16 protein-coding genes are annotated in these 18,666 nt (G+C 64.3%); 7 read left to right on the top strand and 9 right to left on the bottom strand.

What is annotated here, in order from left to right; translation table 11 throughout:
* Positions 1 to 94 precede the first annotated feature (94 nt).
* From lpxA to D779_RS03460, 6 genes are all read left to right on the top strand, one after another.
* Positions 95 to 883 (top strand): acyl-ACP--UDP-N-acetylglucosamine O-acyltransferase, encoded by a 789-nt coding sequence (gene lpxA, locus D779_RS03485; protein WP_043749428.1) that lies wholly within the window; start codon positions 95 to 97, stop codon positions 881 to 883.
* Between the two features lie 61 nt (positions 884 to 944).
* Entirely contained in the window at positions 945 to 2,228 is a 1,284-nt protein-coding gene (gene purD / locus D779_RS03480; protein WP_043749425.1) for a phosphoribosylamine--glycine ligase, read from the top strand.
* Positions 2,229 to 2,362: 134 nt separating this feature from the next.
* Positions 2,363 to 3,982, top strand: a complete 1,620-nt coding sequence (locus tag D779_RS03475; RefSeq protein ID WP_043749510.1) for a tetratricopeptide repeat-containing response regulator — start codon at positions 2,363 to 2,365, stop codon at positions 3,980 to 3,982.
* Positions 3,983 to 3,994: 12 nt separating this feature from the next.
* Positions 3,995 to 4,669: a sensor histidine kinase gene (locus tag D779_RS03470; protein WP_043749422.1), complete on the top strand. Its 675-nt coding sequence runs from the start codon at positions 3,995 to 3,997 to the stop codon at positions 4,667 to 4,669.
* 90 nt (positions 4,670 to 4,759) lie between these two features.
* Positions 4,760 to 6,640 carry a VWA domain-containing protein gene (locus tag D779_RS03465; protein WP_052347774.1) on the top strand — a complete coding sequence of 627 codons (1,881 nt, stop codon included), beginning with the start codon at positions 4,760 to 4,762 and terminating at the stop codon, positions 6,638 to 6,640.
* Positions 6,641 to 6,867: 227 nt separating this feature from the next.
* Positions 6,868 to 7,764 (top strand): hypothetical protein, encoded by an 897-nt coding sequence (locus D779_RS03460; protein ID WP_157726306.1) that lies wholly within the window; start codon positions 6,868 to 6,870, stop codon positions 7,762 to 7,764.
* Between the two features lie 60 nt (positions 7,765 to 7,824).
* Here D779_RS03460 and D779_RS03455 read toward each other — a convergent pair whose 3' ends face one another.
* Positions 7,825 to 9,510, bottom strand: a complete 1,686-nt coding sequence (locus D779_RS03455) for a hypothetical protein (RefSeq protein ID WP_052347772.1) — start codon at positions 9,508 to 9,510, stop codon at positions 7,825 to 7,827.
* Between the two features lie 76 nt (positions 9,511 to 9,586).
* Complete coding sequence (locus D779_RS03450; protein ID WP_043749416.1) at positions 9,587 to 11,431, bottom strand: PhoX family protein; 1,845 nt, start codon at positions 11,429 to 11,431, stop codon at positions 9,587 to 9,589.
* Between the two features lie 225 nt (positions 11,432 to 11,656).
* Between D779_RS03450 and ribF the strand changes: the two genes are divergently transcribed.
* Entirely contained in the window at positions 11,657 to 12,604 is a 948-nt protein-coding gene (gene ribF, locus D779_RS03445; RefSeq protein WP_043749415.1) for a bifunctional riboflavin kinase/FAD synthetase, read from the top strand.
* A 149-nt stretch (positions 12,605 to 12,753) separates the two neighbouring features.
* Here ribF and D779_RS03440 read toward each other — a convergent pair whose 3' ends face one another.
* The 7 genes from D779_RS03440 to rsxC form a co-directional block, all read right to left on the bottom strand.
* A complete protein-coding gene (locus D779_RS03440) occupies positions 12,754 to 13,614 on the bottom strand; it encodes a ferredoxin reductase domain-containing protein (protein ID WP_043749413.1) in 861 nt (286 codons plus the stop codon).
* A gap of 49 nt (positions 13,615 to 13,663) precedes the next feature.
* On the bottom strand, positions 13,664 to 13,879 hold the full coding sequence (locus D779_RS03435; protein WP_043749410.1) for a hypothetical protein: 216 nt from the start codon (positions 13,877 to 13,879) through the stop codon (positions 13,664 to 13,666).
* Positions 13,872 to 14,462 (bottom strand): electron transport complex protein RnfA, encoded by a 591-nt coding sequence (locus tag D779_RS03430; protein ID WP_043749407.1) that lies wholly within the window; start codon positions 14,460 to 14,462, stop codon positions 13,872 to 13,874. The genes D779_RS03435 and D779_RS03430 overlap by 8 nt, the downstream gene beginning before the upstream one ends.
* Entirely contained in the window at positions 14,452 to 15,114 is a 663-nt protein-coding gene (gene rsxE / locus D779_RS03425; RefSeq protein WP_043749404.1) for an electron transport complex subunit RsxE, read from the bottom strand. Before rsxE ends, D779_RS03430 begins: the two co-directional genes overlap by 11 nt.
* Positions 15,115 to 15,124: 10 nt before the next feature.
* Positions 15,125 to 15,823: an FMN-binding protein gene (locus tag D779_RS03420; RefSeq protein ID WP_043749403.1), complete on the bottom strand. Its 699-nt coding sequence runs from the start codon at positions 15,821 to 15,823 to the stop codon at positions 15,125 to 15,127.
* A gap of 4 nt (positions 15,824 to 15,827) precedes the next feature.
* On the bottom strand, positions 15,828 to 16,877 hold the full coding sequence (locus D779_RS03415; protein WP_043749400.1) for an RnfABCDGE type electron transport complex subunit D: 1,050 nt from the start codon (positions 16,875 to 16,877) through the stop codon (positions 15,828 to 15,830).
* A 145-nt stretch (positions 16,878 to 17,022) separates the two neighbouring features.
* Positions 17,023 to 18,447, bottom strand: a complete 1,425-nt coding sequence (gene rsxC, locus D779_RS03410) for an electron transport complex subunit RsxC (RefSeq protein WP_408605993.1) — start codon at positions 18,445 to 18,447, stop codon at positions 17,023 to 17,025.
* Positions 18,448 to 18,666 lie beyond the last annotated feature (219 nt).

Raw genomic sequence — 18,666 nt, 5'->3', positions numbered from 1 at the left:
CAGCCACCAGCCTCCAGCTGTCGAGCCATTAGAGTGACGAGGTTCCAGACAGCCACCGCTGGAAGCTGGAGGCTGAACGCTGGAGGCTATACCCATGTCCATCCATCCCACCGCCATCGTCGAGGACGGGGCCGAGGTCGACCCCAGCGTCGCCATCGGCCCCTACTCCATCGTCGAGTCCGGCGCCGTGATCGGCCCGGGCTGCCGCATCGAGAGTTGCGTGCGCATCTTCGCCAACACCCGCATGGGCCGCGACAACCGGGTCTGCCACGGCGTCACGCTCGGCTCCGAGCCCCAGGATCTGAGCTTCACGCCGGAGAAGGCGCGCCCGCTGACCATCGGCGACCGCAATCACTTCAAGGAAGGGGTGAACATCAGCTGCGGCCTCAAGTCGGAGGACGGAACCCGCATCGGCAGCGACAACTACTGGATGGCCTTCTCGCACGCCGGTCACGACTGCATCGTCGGCGACCACAACATCTTCGCCAACTCGGCAACGCTGGCGGGACACGTCGAGGTCGAGGACCGCACCTTCATCTCGGGCCAGGTCGCCGTGCACCAGTTCTGCCGCATCGGCTCATACGCCATGGTGGCCGGGGTCTCCGGGGTCCCGCAGGACGTACCGCCCTATGCCCTGGCCGACGGACATCGCGCCCGCATGGTGGGACTGAACCTGGTCGGCCTGAAGCGCAACGGCTTCAACCAGGAGCAGCGCACCCGCATCAAGGAGGTCTACCGGCTGGTGCTGCGCTCCGGCCTGAAGCTCCCGACGGCACTGACCCGCGCCGAGCAGGAGTATCCAGGGCCGGAGACCGACCATATCCTCCGCTTCATCCGGTCGAGCCGACGCGGGATCATCTCCTTCGGTGAGACGACGCCATGAGTCATCGGCCAACAAGCATCCAATTCACTGAGTGGGTCCGATACGACCCGGAGACGTTTCGATGAAGATTTTGATCATTGGCAGCGGTGGGCGCGAGCACGCACTTGCCTGGAAGGCCGCTCAATCCCCCCTGGCGGAACAGGTCTTCGTCGCCCCCGGAAACGGCGGCACGGCACGCGAGCCCGGCGTCCGGAATCTGCCAATCACGGCGACCGACATCCAGTCTCTGGTCGATTTCGCGGCCAAGGAATCCATCGGACTGACCATCGTGGGCCCTGAGGCCCCTCTGGTCGCCGGCCTGGTCGACGCCTTCGAGGCCGCCGGACTGCCCTGCTTCGGCCCCACCCAGGACGCGGCCCAGCTCGAGGGATCCAAGGCATTCACCAAGGATTTTCTCAGCCGTCACCAGATTCCGACCGCCGCCTACGGCGTCTTCACCGAGATCGCGCCAGCGCTCGACTACCTCGAACAGGTCGGAGCCCCCGTGGTGGTCAAGGCCGACGGACTGGCCGCCGGCAAGGGCGTCATCCTGGCCGACGACCTGGAAACGGCCAAAACGGCGGTGCGCGACATGCTGGACGCCGGACGCTTCGGCGCCGCCGGCGCGCGGGTCGTGATCGAGGAATTCCTCACCGGCGAGGAGGCGAGCTTCATCGCCATGGTCGACGGCAGCCATATCCTGCCCCTGGCCTCCTCGCAGGATCACAAGGCCCGCGACGAGGGCGACCGCGGCCCCAACACCGGCGGCATGGGCGCCTACTCCCCCGCCCCCATCGTCACCCCCGAAATCCACGACCGCATCATGCGCGAGGTCATGGAGCCGACCATCGCCGGACTCGCCAGCGAAGGCATCCGCTATCTGGGATTCCTCTACGCGGGCCTCATGATCGGCAAGGACGGCACGCCCAAGGTTCTGGAATTCAACTGCCGCATGGGCGACCCCGAGACCCAGCCGCTGCTGATGCGCCTCGAATCCGACCTGGTCGAGCTCTGTCTCGCCGCCGTCGAGGGTCGACTGAACACGGCGACGGCCGATTGGGACCCACGCGCCGCGCTGGGCGTCGTGATGGCGGCCGGCGGCTACCCCGACGACTATGCGACCGGCGACCGCATCTCGGGACTCGACGCGGTGCCGGCCGACGAAGCCAAGGTCTTCCACGCCGGAACCAGGATCGAGGAAGAGGATGTGGTGACCAGCGGCGGTCGCGTACTCTGTGTTACAGCTCTTGGACACAAGGTGTCCGCGGCACATAAGCTAGCCTATCAGGCGATCGATCGAATTCACTGGGATGGTTGTTTCTGTCGGCGGGACATCGGTCATCGGGCGATCGAGCGAGAAGAGTGACTCGCCCATCGGCTCCATCGAGCAGCAGTGAAACGGCAGAGGTAGTACAACTTTAGGATTGGCCACGAGATGGCGGGACACCAGAATAGGATCGTCCCGTTCAACTGTCCCACCAGAGCGTGGAGCGCACCCTCATGTCAGCTGACTTTTTGAGCAAGACCTATCTGGTCGTCGACGATTTTTCCGATATGCGGGCGGTGGTCAGAAGCATTCTGCGTTCGCTCGGCGTCACTCAGGTCGATCAGGCGCGCGATGGCAAGGACGCCATCGATCATATGCAGCAGAAACGTTACGATGTCGTCCTCTGCGACTACAACCTGGGCGTCGGCAAGAACGGCCAGCAGGTGCTCGAAGAGGCCCGTTATCGCCAGTTGATCGGTGTCGACACCATCTTCGTCATGATCACCGCCGAGAACACCCGGGACATGGTGATGGGGGCGGTGGAGTTCGCCCCGGACAGCTATCTGGCGAAACCCTTCACCAAGGAGCTGCTGCAGACCCGTCTGACCAAGGTCTTCGAGCGCAAGGGCGACCTCAAGAAGGTCAACAAGGCGCTGATGGCGAAGGACTACCGGGGAGCCATCGCCGAGCTCGACAGGCTGCTCGCCACCAAGCCGAAGAACCTCGCCGAGCTGCTGAAGCTCAAGGCGGATGCCTGCATGGCGGCGAATCGCCACGACGAGGCCCTGGCCATCTACGAAGAGGTTCTGGGGACGCGCGAAATCGCCTGGGCCAGGATCGGGGTCGGCAAGGTCCAATTCCACAAGAAGGACTATGCGCAGGCCAAGGAGACCTTCACCCAACTGATCGAGCAGGACCACAATCTCATTCTGGCCTACGACTGGCTGGCCAAAACGCAGACCGCCCTGCACGAATTCGCCGAGGCCGAGCAGACCCTCCAGAACGCGGCCAAACTCTCGCCGCGAGGACTCCACCGCCAGCAGCTGCTCGGCGACCTAGCCTTGAGCAATGGCAACACCGGGGAGGCCGAGACGGCCTATCAGCGCGCCGTGTCACTGGCCAAGCACTCGGTCCTCAACCACCCTGCGCTGTTCGCCGGACTGGCCAAGTCGAAGTCGTCCAACAACAAACATGCCGAGGCGCTCAAGGTCATCGGCGAGATCGGCAAGACCTTCGCGGACTCGGACCAGGCACATTTCTACGCCTCCACCGCCACGGCGGTCGTCAAGGGCAACCAGGGCGACACCGAGGGCGCCAAACAGGCGATGCAGGCCGCCGAACAGGCCATGAGGAATCTCGGCGACCAGCGCCAGAACCCGAAACTCGCGCTCGAGATGGCCAAGACCTACGCTGGACTCGGCGAGAAGGAGAAGGCCGCGGCCCTTCTGCATCAGGCCATCGCCAACAATCACGACGAAGACGAATTCCTGACCGAGATCGTCCAGGTCTGCCGCGCTGCCGACCTGGACTACGATGCCCAGAAGGCCATCCGCGAGATCCAGCAGGACGTCATCAAGACCAACAACAACGGCGTTCGCCTCATCAGGCAGGGCGAATTCGACGCGGCCATCAAGCTGCTGCGCGAGGCAACCGAAGAGATGCCAGCCAACAAGACCATCAACCTCAACACGGCCAAGGCAATCATCATGAAGATGGAGAAGACGGGTGCCACCACCGAAGACATCCTCGCGGTCAGGCATTACATCGACCGAGTGCAGGCGCTCGCGCCGGACGACTGGCGTTTGGCGGATATCATGATACGTCTCGGGCAGCTCGCCGCATCCAGGAACTAGGAACCCAACACGATGGATTTTTCCGACATCCTCGCCTCCTCGATCCACGACATCAAGAATTCGCTGAGCCTCATCCTGAACAATCTCGACGAACTGATCGGCGATCCGAAGAATCGCATCAGGGATCCGCGTCAGGCCCGTCTGCTTCAGCACGAGGCGCAACGCGCCAACAGCAACCTGATTCAGCTCCTGACCCTCTACAAGCTCGGCAATGCCCAGCTGGTGGTCCGCATCTCCGAGTACAATCTCGAGGATTTCCTCGACGAGGTCATCGCCGCCAATCAGGCGGTCTGTCAGGCCCTCGGCCTTGAGCTCACACACAACTGCGGCCCGGATCTGAGCGGATATTTCGATTCGGAGCTGATCCGCAGCGTGCTCGACAACGCGATCGGCAATGCGCGCCGCTATGCGAAAAGCCGCATCCTGCTCAGCGCCGACCGCGAGGACGACTGTCTGGTCATACGCGTCGAGGACGACGGCGCGGGCTTCCCGGCGCGTCTCATCGGCGAGAGCCAATCGATCATGCAGCCCCCCATCGATCCGGACAACCCGGCCAGAACCCAGCTCGGCCACTATTTCGCGGCCCAGATCGCGGCCCTGCACGAGACACGGGACCGCCAGGGTCGCATCCAGCTCAAGAACGCGCATCGGCTGCCCGGTGGCTGCTTCGAGCTCTGGCTGCCCTGATCGCGGACAAGATCGTTCGAGCGGTCCATGACCCATGGATCACGACCGGATGGGGTTCAAGAAACCGCCCAGGCGGCCGAGACACTCAGCATGCAGCTCATCCAAATCCTCAGCCTTCGGCAAGGTGCCAAACGCCTTCCGATTCTCCTGACACTATTGCTATCTTCGCTGTGGCTCGCGACCGCCACCGCCAAGACGCCCGATGTCCGCATCCTGATCGACGTTTCCGGCAGCATGCGCCAGACCGACCCTGGAAACCTGCGGGTTCCGGCGCTCCAGCTGGTCAACGAGCTGCTGCCGGCCGGCGCCAGATCGGGCGTCTGGCTGTTCGCCGAGAAGACCGAGGAGCTCTCGCCTCCGGAAACGGTCGACGACCGCTGGAAGGGCAAGACCCGATCCCAACTCAAGCGCATCCACTCGCGCGGCCTCTTCACCGACATCGAGCAGGCGATCGCGACCGCGACCGTCGGCTGGGATCGGCCGGATGAGGAATACGAGCGTCACCTGGTCCTGCTGACCGACGGGATCGTCGACGTCTCCAAGGTGGAAGGCGAGAGCGCGGCATCGCGTGAGCGCATCGTCTCGACCCAGCTCGAGCGGCTGAAGGAAGAGGGCGTCAAGGTCCACACCATCGCACTCTCGAACGCGGTGGATACGGATCTGCTGCATCTGCTCTCGGACGAGACCGGCGGCTGGTTCGAAACGGCCAAGGACGCCGACGCACTGCAGCGGGTCTTCCTCCATATGCTGGAGCAGAGCGCCGCGCCCACCACCGTCCCGCTGAAGGGCAATGCGTTCGAGATCGACGGCCAGGTCTCCGAATTCACCCTGCTCGCCTTCCGCGAGGGTGACAACAAGACCGAGCTGACCACGCCGGACGGCGAGACGCTCTCGAGCGCCCGGCCGCCGCCCGGCGTCATCTGGAGGGCCGAACTCGGATACGATCTCATCACAATCAGCAATCCCAAGCCAGGCGAATGGCGGCTCCAGGGCGTCTCCGATCCGGACAACCGGGTCGTGGTCATCACCGACCTGGGGATCGAGGTCGGTGAATTGCCCAGCCGCATCCTCGCCGGCGAGGCGCTCCGGATCGAGACCTGGCTGACCGATCATCGCCAGCCCGTCACCCGCCCCGACCTCCTCAAACTGCTCTCGGCCAGCGTGGTCCGGACCTCGACAGAGGTCCAGAGCCCGCCCGCCCAGGAGGCCCCGGCCATCGCGCAAGCCCCCCCCGCCGAGGAAGGCATGGAACCCGGGCCGGACACGGAACCGGCGCAAGCCCAATCGAACGCAATCGACATGACGCTGGATGCCGAAAGCAGCCGTTTTCAGGCCACCCTGAACACCAGCTCGCTCGAGCCCGGCACCTACCAGCTTCAGTTCGTGATCGACGGAGGCACCTTCGAGCGCCAGCTGGTCCGTCATTTCAAGGTCAGCGGGCCACCTATCTCGGTGAAATTCGAGCAGCGCTCTCCCTCGGAACAACTCCCGACCCACGCCATCGACGTCATCATCGACGCCGAGCCCGAACTGATCGATCCAGGAAGCCTGGCCGGTTATCTGCTTCTGAAGGCCCCCAAGGACAAGGAAACGGCGCTCGAGCTCTCGCCGCCGAAACAGCTACCGACGGGCATCCGCTTTCCGGTGCTCCAACCCGGCGAATACGAGCTGTCAGCCAAGGTGTTCGCCCAGACCCTGAAGGGCAATCCCATCACCTTCGCCCCCGATCCTGGCCATTTCAATTTCGAGTTCGAGCCCCCCCAGGCACTCCAGGACGAAGATGAGTCCGACGCCGATGCGGACTTCTCCTGGCTCGACCTGACGCTGGTGCTGGCCGGAGGCAACATCGCCCTGGCACTCCTGATCGGGCCGACCATCTTGTATCTGAAGGGTCCCAGCAAGACAGGCAAGAATCAGGCGAAGGGCGCCGCCGGAAAGGCGGGCAAGACCAAGAAGAGGAAAGCCAAATGACGGCCATCGAGATCGGTAGCCTCGTTCTCGCCGGTGAATTCGGCTTGGTCGCTTGGGGCATCCTCTTCTACCTGCTGAGACAGCATCGCGATCTCAGACATGCGGACCACCACCATGCCGGCGCCGTCATGGAGGAACTGGAACAGGCTGAGGTGGACCGCCGAGACGCCCTGCAGACGCTGTTCGCAGAGACCTACCGGCTCGAAGGAGACGAACTCTCGGCCAAGGTGGACGAATACATCGATCGGGAGAAGGCGTTCTACAACGCCATGCTGAGCCTCTATCTCGAACGCGACGGCGAGAAATTGAAGGAGATGCCGGTCGAGCTCACCAAGGTGCTCGCCCCCTGGGCGCATATGACCCCGAGCGGCATGGTGCATGCCAGCGAGATCGGAAGCCTGGAAGAGGAAAAGGCCGCACTGGCCTCGGAGCTGCAATCGACGAAGCAGACGCTCGAGGACCTCATGGAAGAATACATGGCCGCCTTCGACAAGAATCAAGAGGCCGCGCAATTACCGGTCGAAGAGGACCAGCTGCAGGAGGAGCTGGCCCAGGAAGAGATGCCGGAGCCGGAACCCGAGGAAGCGGCCGAGATCACCTTCGACGAACCGGCCGCCGCCTCCCCCGAGGAAGAGATGCCGCTGGAAGATGAGACGGATCCGACGGCCGGCATCGAATTCGACGCACCGGGCGCGGAGACACCGAAAGAGGTTCCACCAGAAGAAGAAATGGACGTCGCGGCCGAACTGGGCATCGACGAACCTCCTGCGTCCACGCCATCGGATGAATCCACCGCACGTCAAGAACAGCAAAAGGAAAGGGAACAGATCGACCCGCTGGAAGAGCCGGAAGACCTCGACGACGTCTCGCTGAGCGCATTGGGTATCGACCCGGAGCCCACCCCAGCCATCCCTGAGCCAGAGACCGCCGAAGATATCGAGCCGGGCAACCTCGAAGAAGACCTGTTCGAAATGCCGGATTCCCCGGACCAGCCCGAACAGCCGAAGCAGAAGAATCAAACCGAAGAGACTCCACCAACCGAGGAGGATTTGGAGGATGCCCGGGCCCGGGAAGAGCTGGAGGGCCTGGCGGATCTGTTCGATCCGCCATCCGACAAGCCATGAGTCAGCCGGCAGCTGCCACGGGCGATGCCTGGCGTTCGCACCTGAAAACCGCTGGCGTCTTCAAAACGACGGCTCTTCGACCCCGGTCGCCTGATTCTGGATCAGGGACTCATGTACGTTCAGTGGCGGCTCCACCGTCGCATCGCGCCCACGGATGAAGGACTGCTCTTCGACGATGACCCGATAGGCCTTGTCGAGCGTCAACGCACGCTCGGCGGACGGCAGGAGCAGCGTGCCCATGTCCTCGTGCAGCGCCTGGATGCGCTCGGGAAGCAGGTTGCCGTCGGCATCGAAGAAGCGTTCCATCACCTCCGTATTGGCGCGGAACTCGTCCCCCGCCCCGTTGATCTCCAGATAGCGGCTGTACTCGTAGCTGCCGTCCTCCAGACGCGGCTCGGGGATCCCGGCCAGTCCGTGCTGGCTCCAGTGGAACCAGCCGTGCCGATAGGTCTCGTAACCCAAACGGCGCGGGAATGAGAAGATGGTGTCCGTGGTGGCACCGATCCCGCCGTGACAGCCCATGCAGAAGAGCGTCTCCTCCTGGGATTGGGGACGCAGGCTCCCCTGCCCGTCCTCGATGAACCCCTGATAGACCCAGCCCTGGGTGAACATGCCGCGCTCGAAGTCGCCCGGCACGGACTTGAGGATGTCCGGATCCAATGCGCGCTCGGCGCCCTCGCGGTCGTTGATGCCCTTGAGCTCGGCATAGCTGTACCAGGCGTTCTTGCGCGCGTATCTCAGCTCCTTCATCCGCGCCGCCAGACGCACGGCACCCGCCTCGTCCAGGTCGATGTAGCGCACGCTGTGCAGGAACTCGGTGCCCTCGGGGAAGAGACCGGCGGCCAGGTGCAGCTCGCCCTTGGATTGCAGCGCGCCGGCCTGCCCGGCGTAGCTCATGGATCGCCCTTCGAGCGGCGCCCAGTCGAAGACCAGGCGCGTCGCCTCGCCCAGGATGCCGTCATCGTCCAGGTCCAGCCCCACGGCGATCTCGTCGACCGGATCCAACCGGACGTCACGGCGCCGCACCAGCGACTCGACGATCGCCAGATTGACCCGGTAGATGCTCAGATCGAATCGTCCGTCGGCGTTGCGCTGGAAGACGGCCGGCAGCCGGATGAGGACATCGTCGGTCGAGCCGTTGGTCGGCCAGAAGGTACCAGGAAAGGGGTGATAGCCGAAGGCGCGCCAGCCGCTGTAGCCCCCGTCCGGGGTGCGGTCGAAGCCCGCCTCGTCGAAATCGAAATAGGCATCCGGGACGTAGCCGTCCCACTGCCCGTTGCCATCGAGATCCCAGGTGTCGGGCAAGTCCCGGGTCAGGGTCTCGGCCAGGATGGGGCGGCCCTGCGCATCGCGATAGTTGTCGGTGCGAACATAGTCGAGGATCGCCGCATCGCCGATCGCGGCCACCCGGGCGCTGCGGTCGACCTGCAGGTTGGTCCAGGGATTCGCCAAGGCATCGCCCGGCAGACTGTAGGAGAGCTGCAGGTCGTGATCGTCGAGATAGGTGGGGATGCGTCCGCGCGTATGGCAGGTGAAACAGGGGTTGGAGACCCGACCCGAGTCGTCCTCGGTTCGAGTGTAGCACTGGGCGCTGATATAGGCCGTGAGATTGCCGATCCGCGGATCGCTCAGATCCACGACGGACTCGTCCGCTCTGGAATCGCCGCCGATCCATGCCAGCGCGCCCGCGAGCACGAAAACCCCGGCAAGCCCCACAAGACCGATCCGGTCGCCAAGATGTGTCATCGCCTTGACCTCCATTCCAACGCATGGGCGCGCACCCCGACAGGGTGCGCGCCACTCTGGGGATCCTGGACGTCGATCAGTCCAGGGGCGGGAATGGACCGATATAGCCCACGTGCGACTCCTTGTCGTCCGCGCTCTGGGCCTGATCCGCGTCGGACTCGCCGTAGGGATGCTGGGTGACCAGGGTCAGATAGCCGTGGCCATTGATGTCGGCATGCCAGAAGGGCGAGGTCGTCTCGGCGCCGTAGGGCGTGGTGGCGATCCGGGTCAGACGCCTGGAGTCGACGTTGTAGCTCCAGACATAGTCGTTCTGATGGGCGCTGGTGTCCTCGCCGATCACCAGGGTGCGGTACTTGGGCAAATAGGTCAGGTTGTCGGGCGAGGCGATGCCATCGACGTCGCAGCTGTTCTCGGACAGCTCGGTCCCGCTGTAGTCCTTCGACTGGCCGGCGACCATGCCCCACATGTTGCGGGCGACATACTGGCTGTCGATCGCATGACCCTCGGTGTCCGAGACCCCGCCCGCGAGGTTCATGCCGTAGACCGCGCCGCACTTGTTCTTGGGCAGACGGATGTGGTTGGGACCGCCCACGTCCTGAGAGGCGCCATCCTCCATACCCTTGGCGACCTCGCTCATGGCGACGTAGAGCACCTTGTCGTCCGGGTTGTAGGTCAGGCCCTCTTCCTTGCGGAACTCGGTCGTCGCGCCCTTGTGGGCGGCATAGAGACGGGTCTCGAGACGCGAGGCGATCTTGTCCATGCCGGACTTGAGACGGGTGCAGAGCAGCCCCTCGTCGTAGGTGTTGGTGCTGGTGTAGCCGTCGGGACAGGTACCGGCCTCCGCGTCGAGCGGCTCGACCCGGTCGAACATGTCGGCAAAGGTGGTCTTGGCCTCGATGGCGGCACGGACCTCGTCGTTGGTGGCGTGACCCAGGTTGATCCATTCGATATCGGCGCGACCGGAGCCATCGGCCGAGGTCTGAACCCAATGGGCGGCATAGAGGGTTCCGGAGCTCAGCACCCTGGCGCGGTCGGCGACGAAGAGGAAGAGCCCCACGTTGGTGCCGTCGTCCGAGAGATAGACGGTGCGCTCGTCCGGCATCACGTAGGCCAGCTCATGGGCGAAGCGGCCCATGGCGAAATGCTTCATGACGCGGTGCCGCCCGTTGGCGGAGATGATCTTGATCTCGGGAATCCAGCCGAACATGTAGCCGAAATAGGCGGCGTTCTCGGCGGTGTTCTCGATCTTGTTGTAGTCGGCGATGGCCTGCATGTGGGCGTCGTGCCAGGTGGGGTCGTCGAACCAGGCCTGGTTCTCGGCATCGGCATCGAAGATGGCCATCGGCGGCTCGTATTCCTCGGAACCCAGATGGCTGTTCCAGGGCGTGGTCATGCCGGCACAGTTGACGTAGGTCCCGTAGACGTCGGAGAAATCCACCGAGGTGGTGGAGAGCGCCTTGAGGGCACCCAGTCCGTCCTGCTCCAGCTTGGTGATATAGGCCCCGCCGAGACTGCATTCGAGCTGGGTCACGGCGAACAGATCGGTCCCATAGCGCAGAAGGGAGGTATGGTCGGGTCCGGAACCGTTGGTGCAGACCCAGGGACTGCCATCCTCCTGGAGCAGTGCGTCGCCGTTCTTGTCCTTGAGCAGACCAAAAACCTGGGTATCGTTGCCGCGGCCGCCGAGCTCGGCCAGTGTTTCGTTGGTACGTACCAGATCCCGATAGCCGATCGCGTAGGCGACTCCGTCGATCGTCACGCTGTCCGAGGCACGGATGGCGCGCTTCTCCTCCTGCGTGGTGGGAACCGAGAGCTCGGAGAATTCGAGCGTCCCGAAATCGGCCGAGTTCGATTGGCTGCAACCGAGCGACAGCATCAGCACCGGCAGGCCGCACGCGGCTTTACTGAGGGCATGCATCATGAGTCGGGCTCCAAAATCTATAGTGGTGCCGAACGCCCCGGAGGCGTCATAGCGGACGTCGACGGAGGAGTGCCGAGATTAAGGAAAAACCTTGGACCCCGGATCAGGGGAACGTGAAGGTTGGATGAAGATGCGATGACGACCGGTCGATCCCAAGTCAGGAATCTGACCACACCAACCTGGGTCACGTATAATCCCGCCCTTTGCGCGAATCACTGCTGATCCATGAGGCTTATCCGAGGCTTGCACAACCTGCGTCCCGCCGACAGGGGCTGTGTCGCCACCATCGGCAACTTCGACGGCGTCCATCTCGGCCATCGTGCCGTTTTCAGGCGTCTGCTGGCCCGGGGGCGGGAGATGGGTCTGCCGGCGACCGTCATCATCTTCGAGCCCCAGCCGATGGAGTTCTTCGCGCCCGCCGCCGCGCCGGCGCGGCTCACCCGCCTGCGCGAAAAGCTGGCGGCGATCCGGGACGACGGCATCGAGCGCGTCATGCTGCTCGAGTTCGGCCCCAGGCTGGCGACCATGGATGCGCGCGATTTCGTGCAGCGTCTCCTCCTCGACGGACTGGGGGTCGAGTTCCTGCTGGTGGGCGACGACTTCCGCTTCGGGCACGGTCGTGCCGGCGACTACGAACTGCTACGTGAGATGGGCGAGCAGGCACAGGACAATGGGCAAGGCTTCGAGGTCGCCAACCTGCATACCATCGTTCACGGCGAGGAGCGTATCAGCAGCACCCGGGTGCGCGACGCCCTGGCCCGAGGCGATCTGATGCAGGCCCAGCATCTGTTGGGACGCCCCTACCGCATCCGCGGTCGGGTCGCGCACGGCGACAAACGTGGACGCTCGATCGGGTTTCCGACCGCCAACATCGACCTGCACCGGCGCGTGAGCCCGGTGAGCGGCGTGTTCGCGGTGACGGTGGAAGGTATCGAGGGCTCACCCTGGCCGGGTGTCGCCAACATCGGCAGCCGGCCGACCGTCGACGGCCGCGGCGACCGACTGGAGGTGCATCTATTCGACTTCGATCGCCAGATCTACGGACAGCATCTGTCGGTCGAGTTCAAACTCAAACTCAGGGACGAGAAGCGCTTCGAATCCTTCGCGGCGCTCAAGGAGCAGATCCAGCGGGACGCGGCGACCGCGAGGGATTTTCTGAATTCGACGAATTGAAGGCCGATGCCGCCAATGCGGCTGAAGCCGCACCTACCGACTATGCATCTCTTGCTGGGCGATGATCAGCCAACGCAGGGATTAGGGGCCGAAATACACCGGACAGCAGGGCCGGTCCAACACCGCCCCGCCGCCCGAAGGATCGAAGATCAATCGTAGATCAGCTCGGACCAGCGGCCGTCCTCGATCATCTTCTGCTTGATTCCCTTCCACGCGTCCTCGGAACCGGCCTTCTCGGTCATCACCTTGTCGAAGACCTTGGCGACCTTGCCCAGTCCGGACAGGAAGACGTGGGTGTTGGGCTCCTGGATCAGACGCCAGGCATCGGCCACGTTATCGGCGAGCCCCTGCTCCAATGCCTGAGACGAGGTCTCCAGGGGACGCGAACCAAGGGCGCGGAAGGCATTGAAGGTCTTGTCGTCGTAGTAGTCGGCCAGGTCGGTGGACTCGTCGTTGGCGTACATGAGGTCGAGACCGCTGTGACCGCCGTAATAGAGACGCACCTGACCCTTCCAGTCGCCGCGACGCTCGTAGATGAGCTGGGCGAAGGCGCGGAAGGGGGCGATGCCTGTGCCGGTGCCGATCATGAGCAGGTTGGCGCGATTGTCCAGCGGCATCTTGAAGGGGCTGAGATGCGGGCCGTTGATGGTGATCTTGTCTCCCACCTTGGCATCGCAGAGATAGTTGGAGGCGACGCCCGCGTAGCGCTCGCCGCTCACCTCGTCGAGATAGAAGCAGCGGCGCACCAGGACGTCCAGATGCACGCCCGTGCCCAGTGGGATCTCGCGGGCGTTGGCGATCGAATAGCGGCGCACGTGATAGGCGTTGCCGAAATCGTGCGGGCCTGGAACCACGACACCGATGCTCTGACCCTCGACGAACTGGAAGGCGGGATCCAGTACCTCGAAGGTGATGTGACGCACCTCGTCGGTCTCTTCGGGAGTGACCCGCTGCGACGCCTTGATGACGGCCTCGGTCGTCGGGCCGATCTCCGATGGGAACTGACTCATCCGATAACTCCTCGATCTTGCGTTGAATGTGCGCAAGAGCATGCGTTGGTCAAGTGGGATGTTTGTATGCCGATGGCAGCTTGGGCGGCGCAACCGGGAGGGGCTGCTCGCAATGTCCGCTGCCGCAGGAGCAGCCGCCGCCCTCGGGCCTGAAGGGCCCCAGATCGGGATGTCGCGCGGCGAAGCCCGAATAGAGCCGCTGAACCAGGACCCAGCCGGCCAGCATGACGAAGACGACCAGCGGGGCCAGCAGCAGCTTAGCCATGCGAGCCGCCCAATCCGGCGAAGCCCATGAAGGCGAGCGACAGCAGCCCGGCGAGCATGAGGCTCATGGCCGCGCCCTGGCTGACGTCGGGCACCTTGGCCAGGGCCAGCTTCTCGCGCAACCCAGCCATCAGCATCAGCGCCAGGGTGAAGCCGGCACCGGCGCCCAGTGCGTAGACCAGGCTTTGCAGGAAGTCGTATTCCTTGGCGGTCTGGAACAGGGCCAGACCCAGGATGGCGCAGTTGGTCGTGATCAGCGGCAGGAAGATGCCGAGCGAGCGGAACAGCGCCGGGCTGAAGCGCTTGACGAACATCTCCACCAGCTGCACCGCCGAGGCGATGACGGCGATGTAGCAGATCAGGCGCAGGAACAGCAGATCCAGCTCGGTCAGCAGCTCGTTGATGCCATAGGCCGCGGCCGAGCTGACCAGCATGACGAACATGGTCGCCAGCCCCATGTTCCAGGCCGTCTCCTTCTTCCCGGAGACGCCGAGGAAGGGACAGATCCCCAGAAAGAGCGCCAGGACGAAGTTGTTGACGATGGCCGCGTTGAGGAAGATCAGCGACAGGGGCTCAGCGTGCATGGGCGGTCACTCCGATCTGCTCCGTCTGTTTGCGCTCCTTGCGCAGACGCAGCCAGTTGAACAGCAGAAGCCAGGCGCCCAGGACGAAGAAACCGCCCGGAGGCAGGATCATGACGATCCAGGGCTGGAAATCCGCCGGGAACAGCGAGATCCCCAGGATGGTCCCGTTGCCCAGGATCTCGCGCACCGTACCCAGGGCCAGCAGCGCCAGGGTGAAGCCGGCGCCCATGCCGAGACTGTTGACGAAGGTCGTCGTGAGCCGCTGCTTGGAGGCATAGGCCTCGGCCCGGCCCAGGATGACGCAGTTGGCGACGATCAGCTGGATGAAGGCGCCGAGCGCGGCATAGAGCTCCAGACTGATGGCCTGGATGCCGTAGTCGACGATGGTCACGAAGGTGGCGATGATCACGATGTAGCTGGCAATGCGCACCTGCTTCGGGATCCAGTTGCGCAGCAGCGAGACCAGCATGCTGGAGCACACCAGCACGAAGGTGGTCGCCAGACCCATGGCGAGCGCGTTCATGGTCGTGCTGGTCACCGCCAGCACCGGGCACATGCCGAGCAGCATGACGAAGACCGGGTTCTCTTCCCAAAGACCGCGCAGGAAGGTATCCGGGGTCAGCTTCTCTCGTGTATCGGGCAATTCAGCCATTGGTCTCGCCTCAGTGTTGTTGCTTCAGCCAGGCCAGGTCGCGCTCGATGGCCGGCACGGCATGCTGGGCGGCCGCGTTGGCGGCGCGGCCCATGGCCTTGGATGAGATGGTCGCGCCCGAGATGCCGTCGATCTCCCAGGGCCGGCTCTTGGTGCCGTGCTTGACGGTGACGATGGGATTGGCCAGCGCCTTGCCCTCGGCGTCGAGCCGGGCATCCAGTTCCTCGAAGTTCTTCAGAAAGACGGGATCGAAGTCCAGCTTGTCGCCGAATCCGGGCGTCTCGTTCGAGCTCAGCACCTTGCTGCCGGTGAGACAGCGGCAGTCCGGGTCGTAGGCGAACAGAACCCGGATCGGTCCCGCGTAACCCACGGCGACGCCGGTGATCGCCAGACCGACCAGATGACCCTGGGCATCGTATCCACCATACACGACCTCGCCCTCGGCACCCGAGCCGACGGGGGCCAGCCCACCCTTGTCGGTGATGACGAAGTCATGCTTGACGCTGGCCTCCGGCAGGACGTGGAAGACCGCCTTCTCGGTCAGGACGCGCTGGTTCTCGGCGATGATCGGCAGGGTGAACTGATAGACCAGCGCGACCAGGAGACCGGAGATCAGGGCGATGCCGCCCAGGGTACGCAGCATGGCCCAGGCGGGCGTGCTCGGAACGCGCGTCTCGGTCGGCGTCTGTTGTTGGGTATCGGCCGTCATGATGTCACTCCGACTCCTTCGCTTTCTTGGTCGCGCCATAAACGCGCGGCTGGGTCCAGCTCGAGATCAGCGGGCCGACCGCGTTGCCGATCAGGATGGCGTACATGACGCCCTCCACCAGACCGCCGAACAGACGGATGACGACCGTCAGCATGCCGATGAAGAGTCCGTAGATGATGGCGCCGCGCGCCGTCACCGGGGAGGCGACCATGTCGCTGGCCATGAACCAGGCCGCCAGCATGAGACCGCCCGAACTGAGCACGAACCAGGGACTGGGATAGTGGCCGGGGTCCAGCAGCCAGAACGGCAGGGCCATGAGCGCGGCCCCGGCCAGGACGCTGAGCGGAATGCGGATGTCGAGCATGCGCTGCCAGGCCAGCCAGAGACCGCAGATGAGGATGAGCAGCGCCGAGGTCTCGCCGGCCGATCCGGCGATCATGCCGGTGAAGACGTCCGAGGCCGGCAGCTCGATGTGCTGGAATTTCTGGATCGCCAGCGGCGTGGCGCCGGTCCAGCCGTCCATCTGCAGCCCGGCAACCCAGTCGGCGACCGGGATCGGCTGCATGAAGGGGAGCGTCAGGGTGGACGGGATCAGCTCGGCGAAGCGACCGGGCGCAAAGGCCGGCGTCCAGGTGGTGATGGCGACCGGAAAGGCGGCCTGCACGAAGGCGCGGCCGACCAGGGCCGGGTTCATGACGTTGTAGCCGAGCCCGCCGAACAGCGCCTTGCCGAGCGCCACGCCGACGAAGGCGGCAACCGCGGCCATCCACAGCGGAAAGCCGGGCGGCAGGGTCAGACCCAGCAGCAGGCCCGTGATGACCACCGACCAGTCGGACACCGTGTTGCCCTTGCCGCTCGCACGGGCGAAGAACCACTCGGTGAGGACGGCAACGGCCGTGGTCGTGGTCAGCAGCAGCAGCGCGCTGAGGCCGAACTGGTAGACCGAGAAGGCGCAGATGGGCAGCAGCGCCAGCACCACGGTGCGCATGATCTTGTCGACGGACATCACCCGCTTGAGGTGGGGAGAGGTCCTGATTTCGATGCCTTTAGCCATTTGGAGAGTGGTCAGTGGTTATTCGTCAGTGGTGAGGCGATGTGCGGATAACAATGTACCCGCAGGACGCGGTGAGGAACGAACCGCGCGGCGGCTCCCACGCCGAGGCCTGGGAGCCGGAAACGAGCGGTTCGGTGACTGACGGCTAATGATGGGTCTTGTTGTCCTTGTGCCTGTCGTAGTGATGCGGATGCGGGTCCGGATGGCGCGCGTCGTAATGACGGGCCGCCGCGTCGCGGTTGATCGATTTGGCGATGCGGAAATATTGGGTCAGCGGGATGTTCGAGGGACAGACATAGGCGCAGCAGCCGCACTCGAAGCACTGATCCAGATTGTATTCGCCCGCCATCGACTCGTACTCGCGGGCCACCGCCAATTCGCCCAGCATGGAGGGGTTGAGCGAGATGGGACAGGCGTTGAGGCACTCGCCGCATTTGATGCAGGGATAGACCTGACGCTGTCCCAGATCCGGGTGCTCGGGCTCCAGCGCCACGACACCCGAGACCGGCTTGGTAACCGGAACGTCCAGCGAGGAGACGGCCATGCCCATCATGGGCCCGCCGAGGATCACCTCGCCCACCGGCCCCTTGAGACCGACCTGCTCCAGCAGGAAGCGCACCGGCGTTCCGATCGGCACCAGGAAGTTGCCCGGATTCTTCACCGCCGGTCCGCTGACCGTGACCACGCGCTCGATGAGACCTCGGGTCTTGGGCAGCAGATCGCCCATCTGGGCCAGGGTCCCGACGTTGAACACGGCCACGCCCACATCGGCGGGCAATCCACCGACCGGCACCTCGCGGCCGAGCAGCGCCTTGATGAGCATCTTCTCGGCGCCCTGCGGATACTTGCTCTGCACCGCCTCGACGCTGATGGGCAGATCCTTGGGCAGACGGGCGCGCAGATGGGCGACCGCGTCCAACTTGTTGTCCTCGACACCGATGATGGCACGCTCGGCACGGGTCGCCTTGATCGCCATCATGATGCCCCGCACCAGTGCATCCGTCTGTTCGAGCATGATGCGATGGTCGCAGGTCAGATAGGGCTCGCACTCGCAGCCGTTGACCAGAACCGTCTCGATGACGTGACCCGCGGCCGGTTTCATCTTGACATGGCTGGGGAAGGCGCCGCCCCCCAGCCCCACGAGCCCCGCGTCCTGCACCGCCTCGATGATCTCCTGTCCGGTCATCCGCTCGGGATCGCGCTCCAGGTCGTAGAGCACCTCCTGACTCGCGGCATGATAGACCTTGAGATAGATGGCCTGGGTCTTGGGACCCTCGGCGGTCGGTGCCAGACCGATCGCGCGGATCACGCCGGTGGCGGGCGCGTGCATGGGTACGGAGACGAAATGGTCGGCGACCGCGATCGGCTCGCCCCGTACCACCTCCTGTCCCACCTTGACCAGCGGAATGGCCGGACGGCCCTTATGCTGCTGCAGCGGAATGACGAGTTCGTCGGCGAAGGGCATGCGCCGGATCGGCTTGTGCGCCGTCAACTCCTTGTGCTCGATCGGATAGATGCCGTGATCGAAGGTCTTGTGACCATTGAACAAACGAACGAGACCTTTTTGCATGCGCTTCATGAGTTCTGAACCTTTGCCATCCCTGGGCGCAAGATTCGAATCCAGTACGGCCGATTGATCTTTCATGATTGAATCCTCCGCCGATGAGACGGTGTGGGAATCAGCAGCGTGCCTCTTCTCCCCCAGTAGCCTCTTTGGAAGCCGTCTGAACTCCCCGCATCCAGCGGTCCGCACAGCGGACCCTAGAGTCCACGCCTCGGTAGGACCCGC

It is taken from the genome of Imhoffiella purpurea (assembly GCF_000585215.1).
Lineage (GTDB): Bacteria > Pseudomonadota > Gammaproteobacteria > Chromatiales > Chromatiaceae > Imhoffiella > Imhoffiella purpurea.
This window is presented reverse-complemented; position numbering and strand designations above follow the sequence as displayed.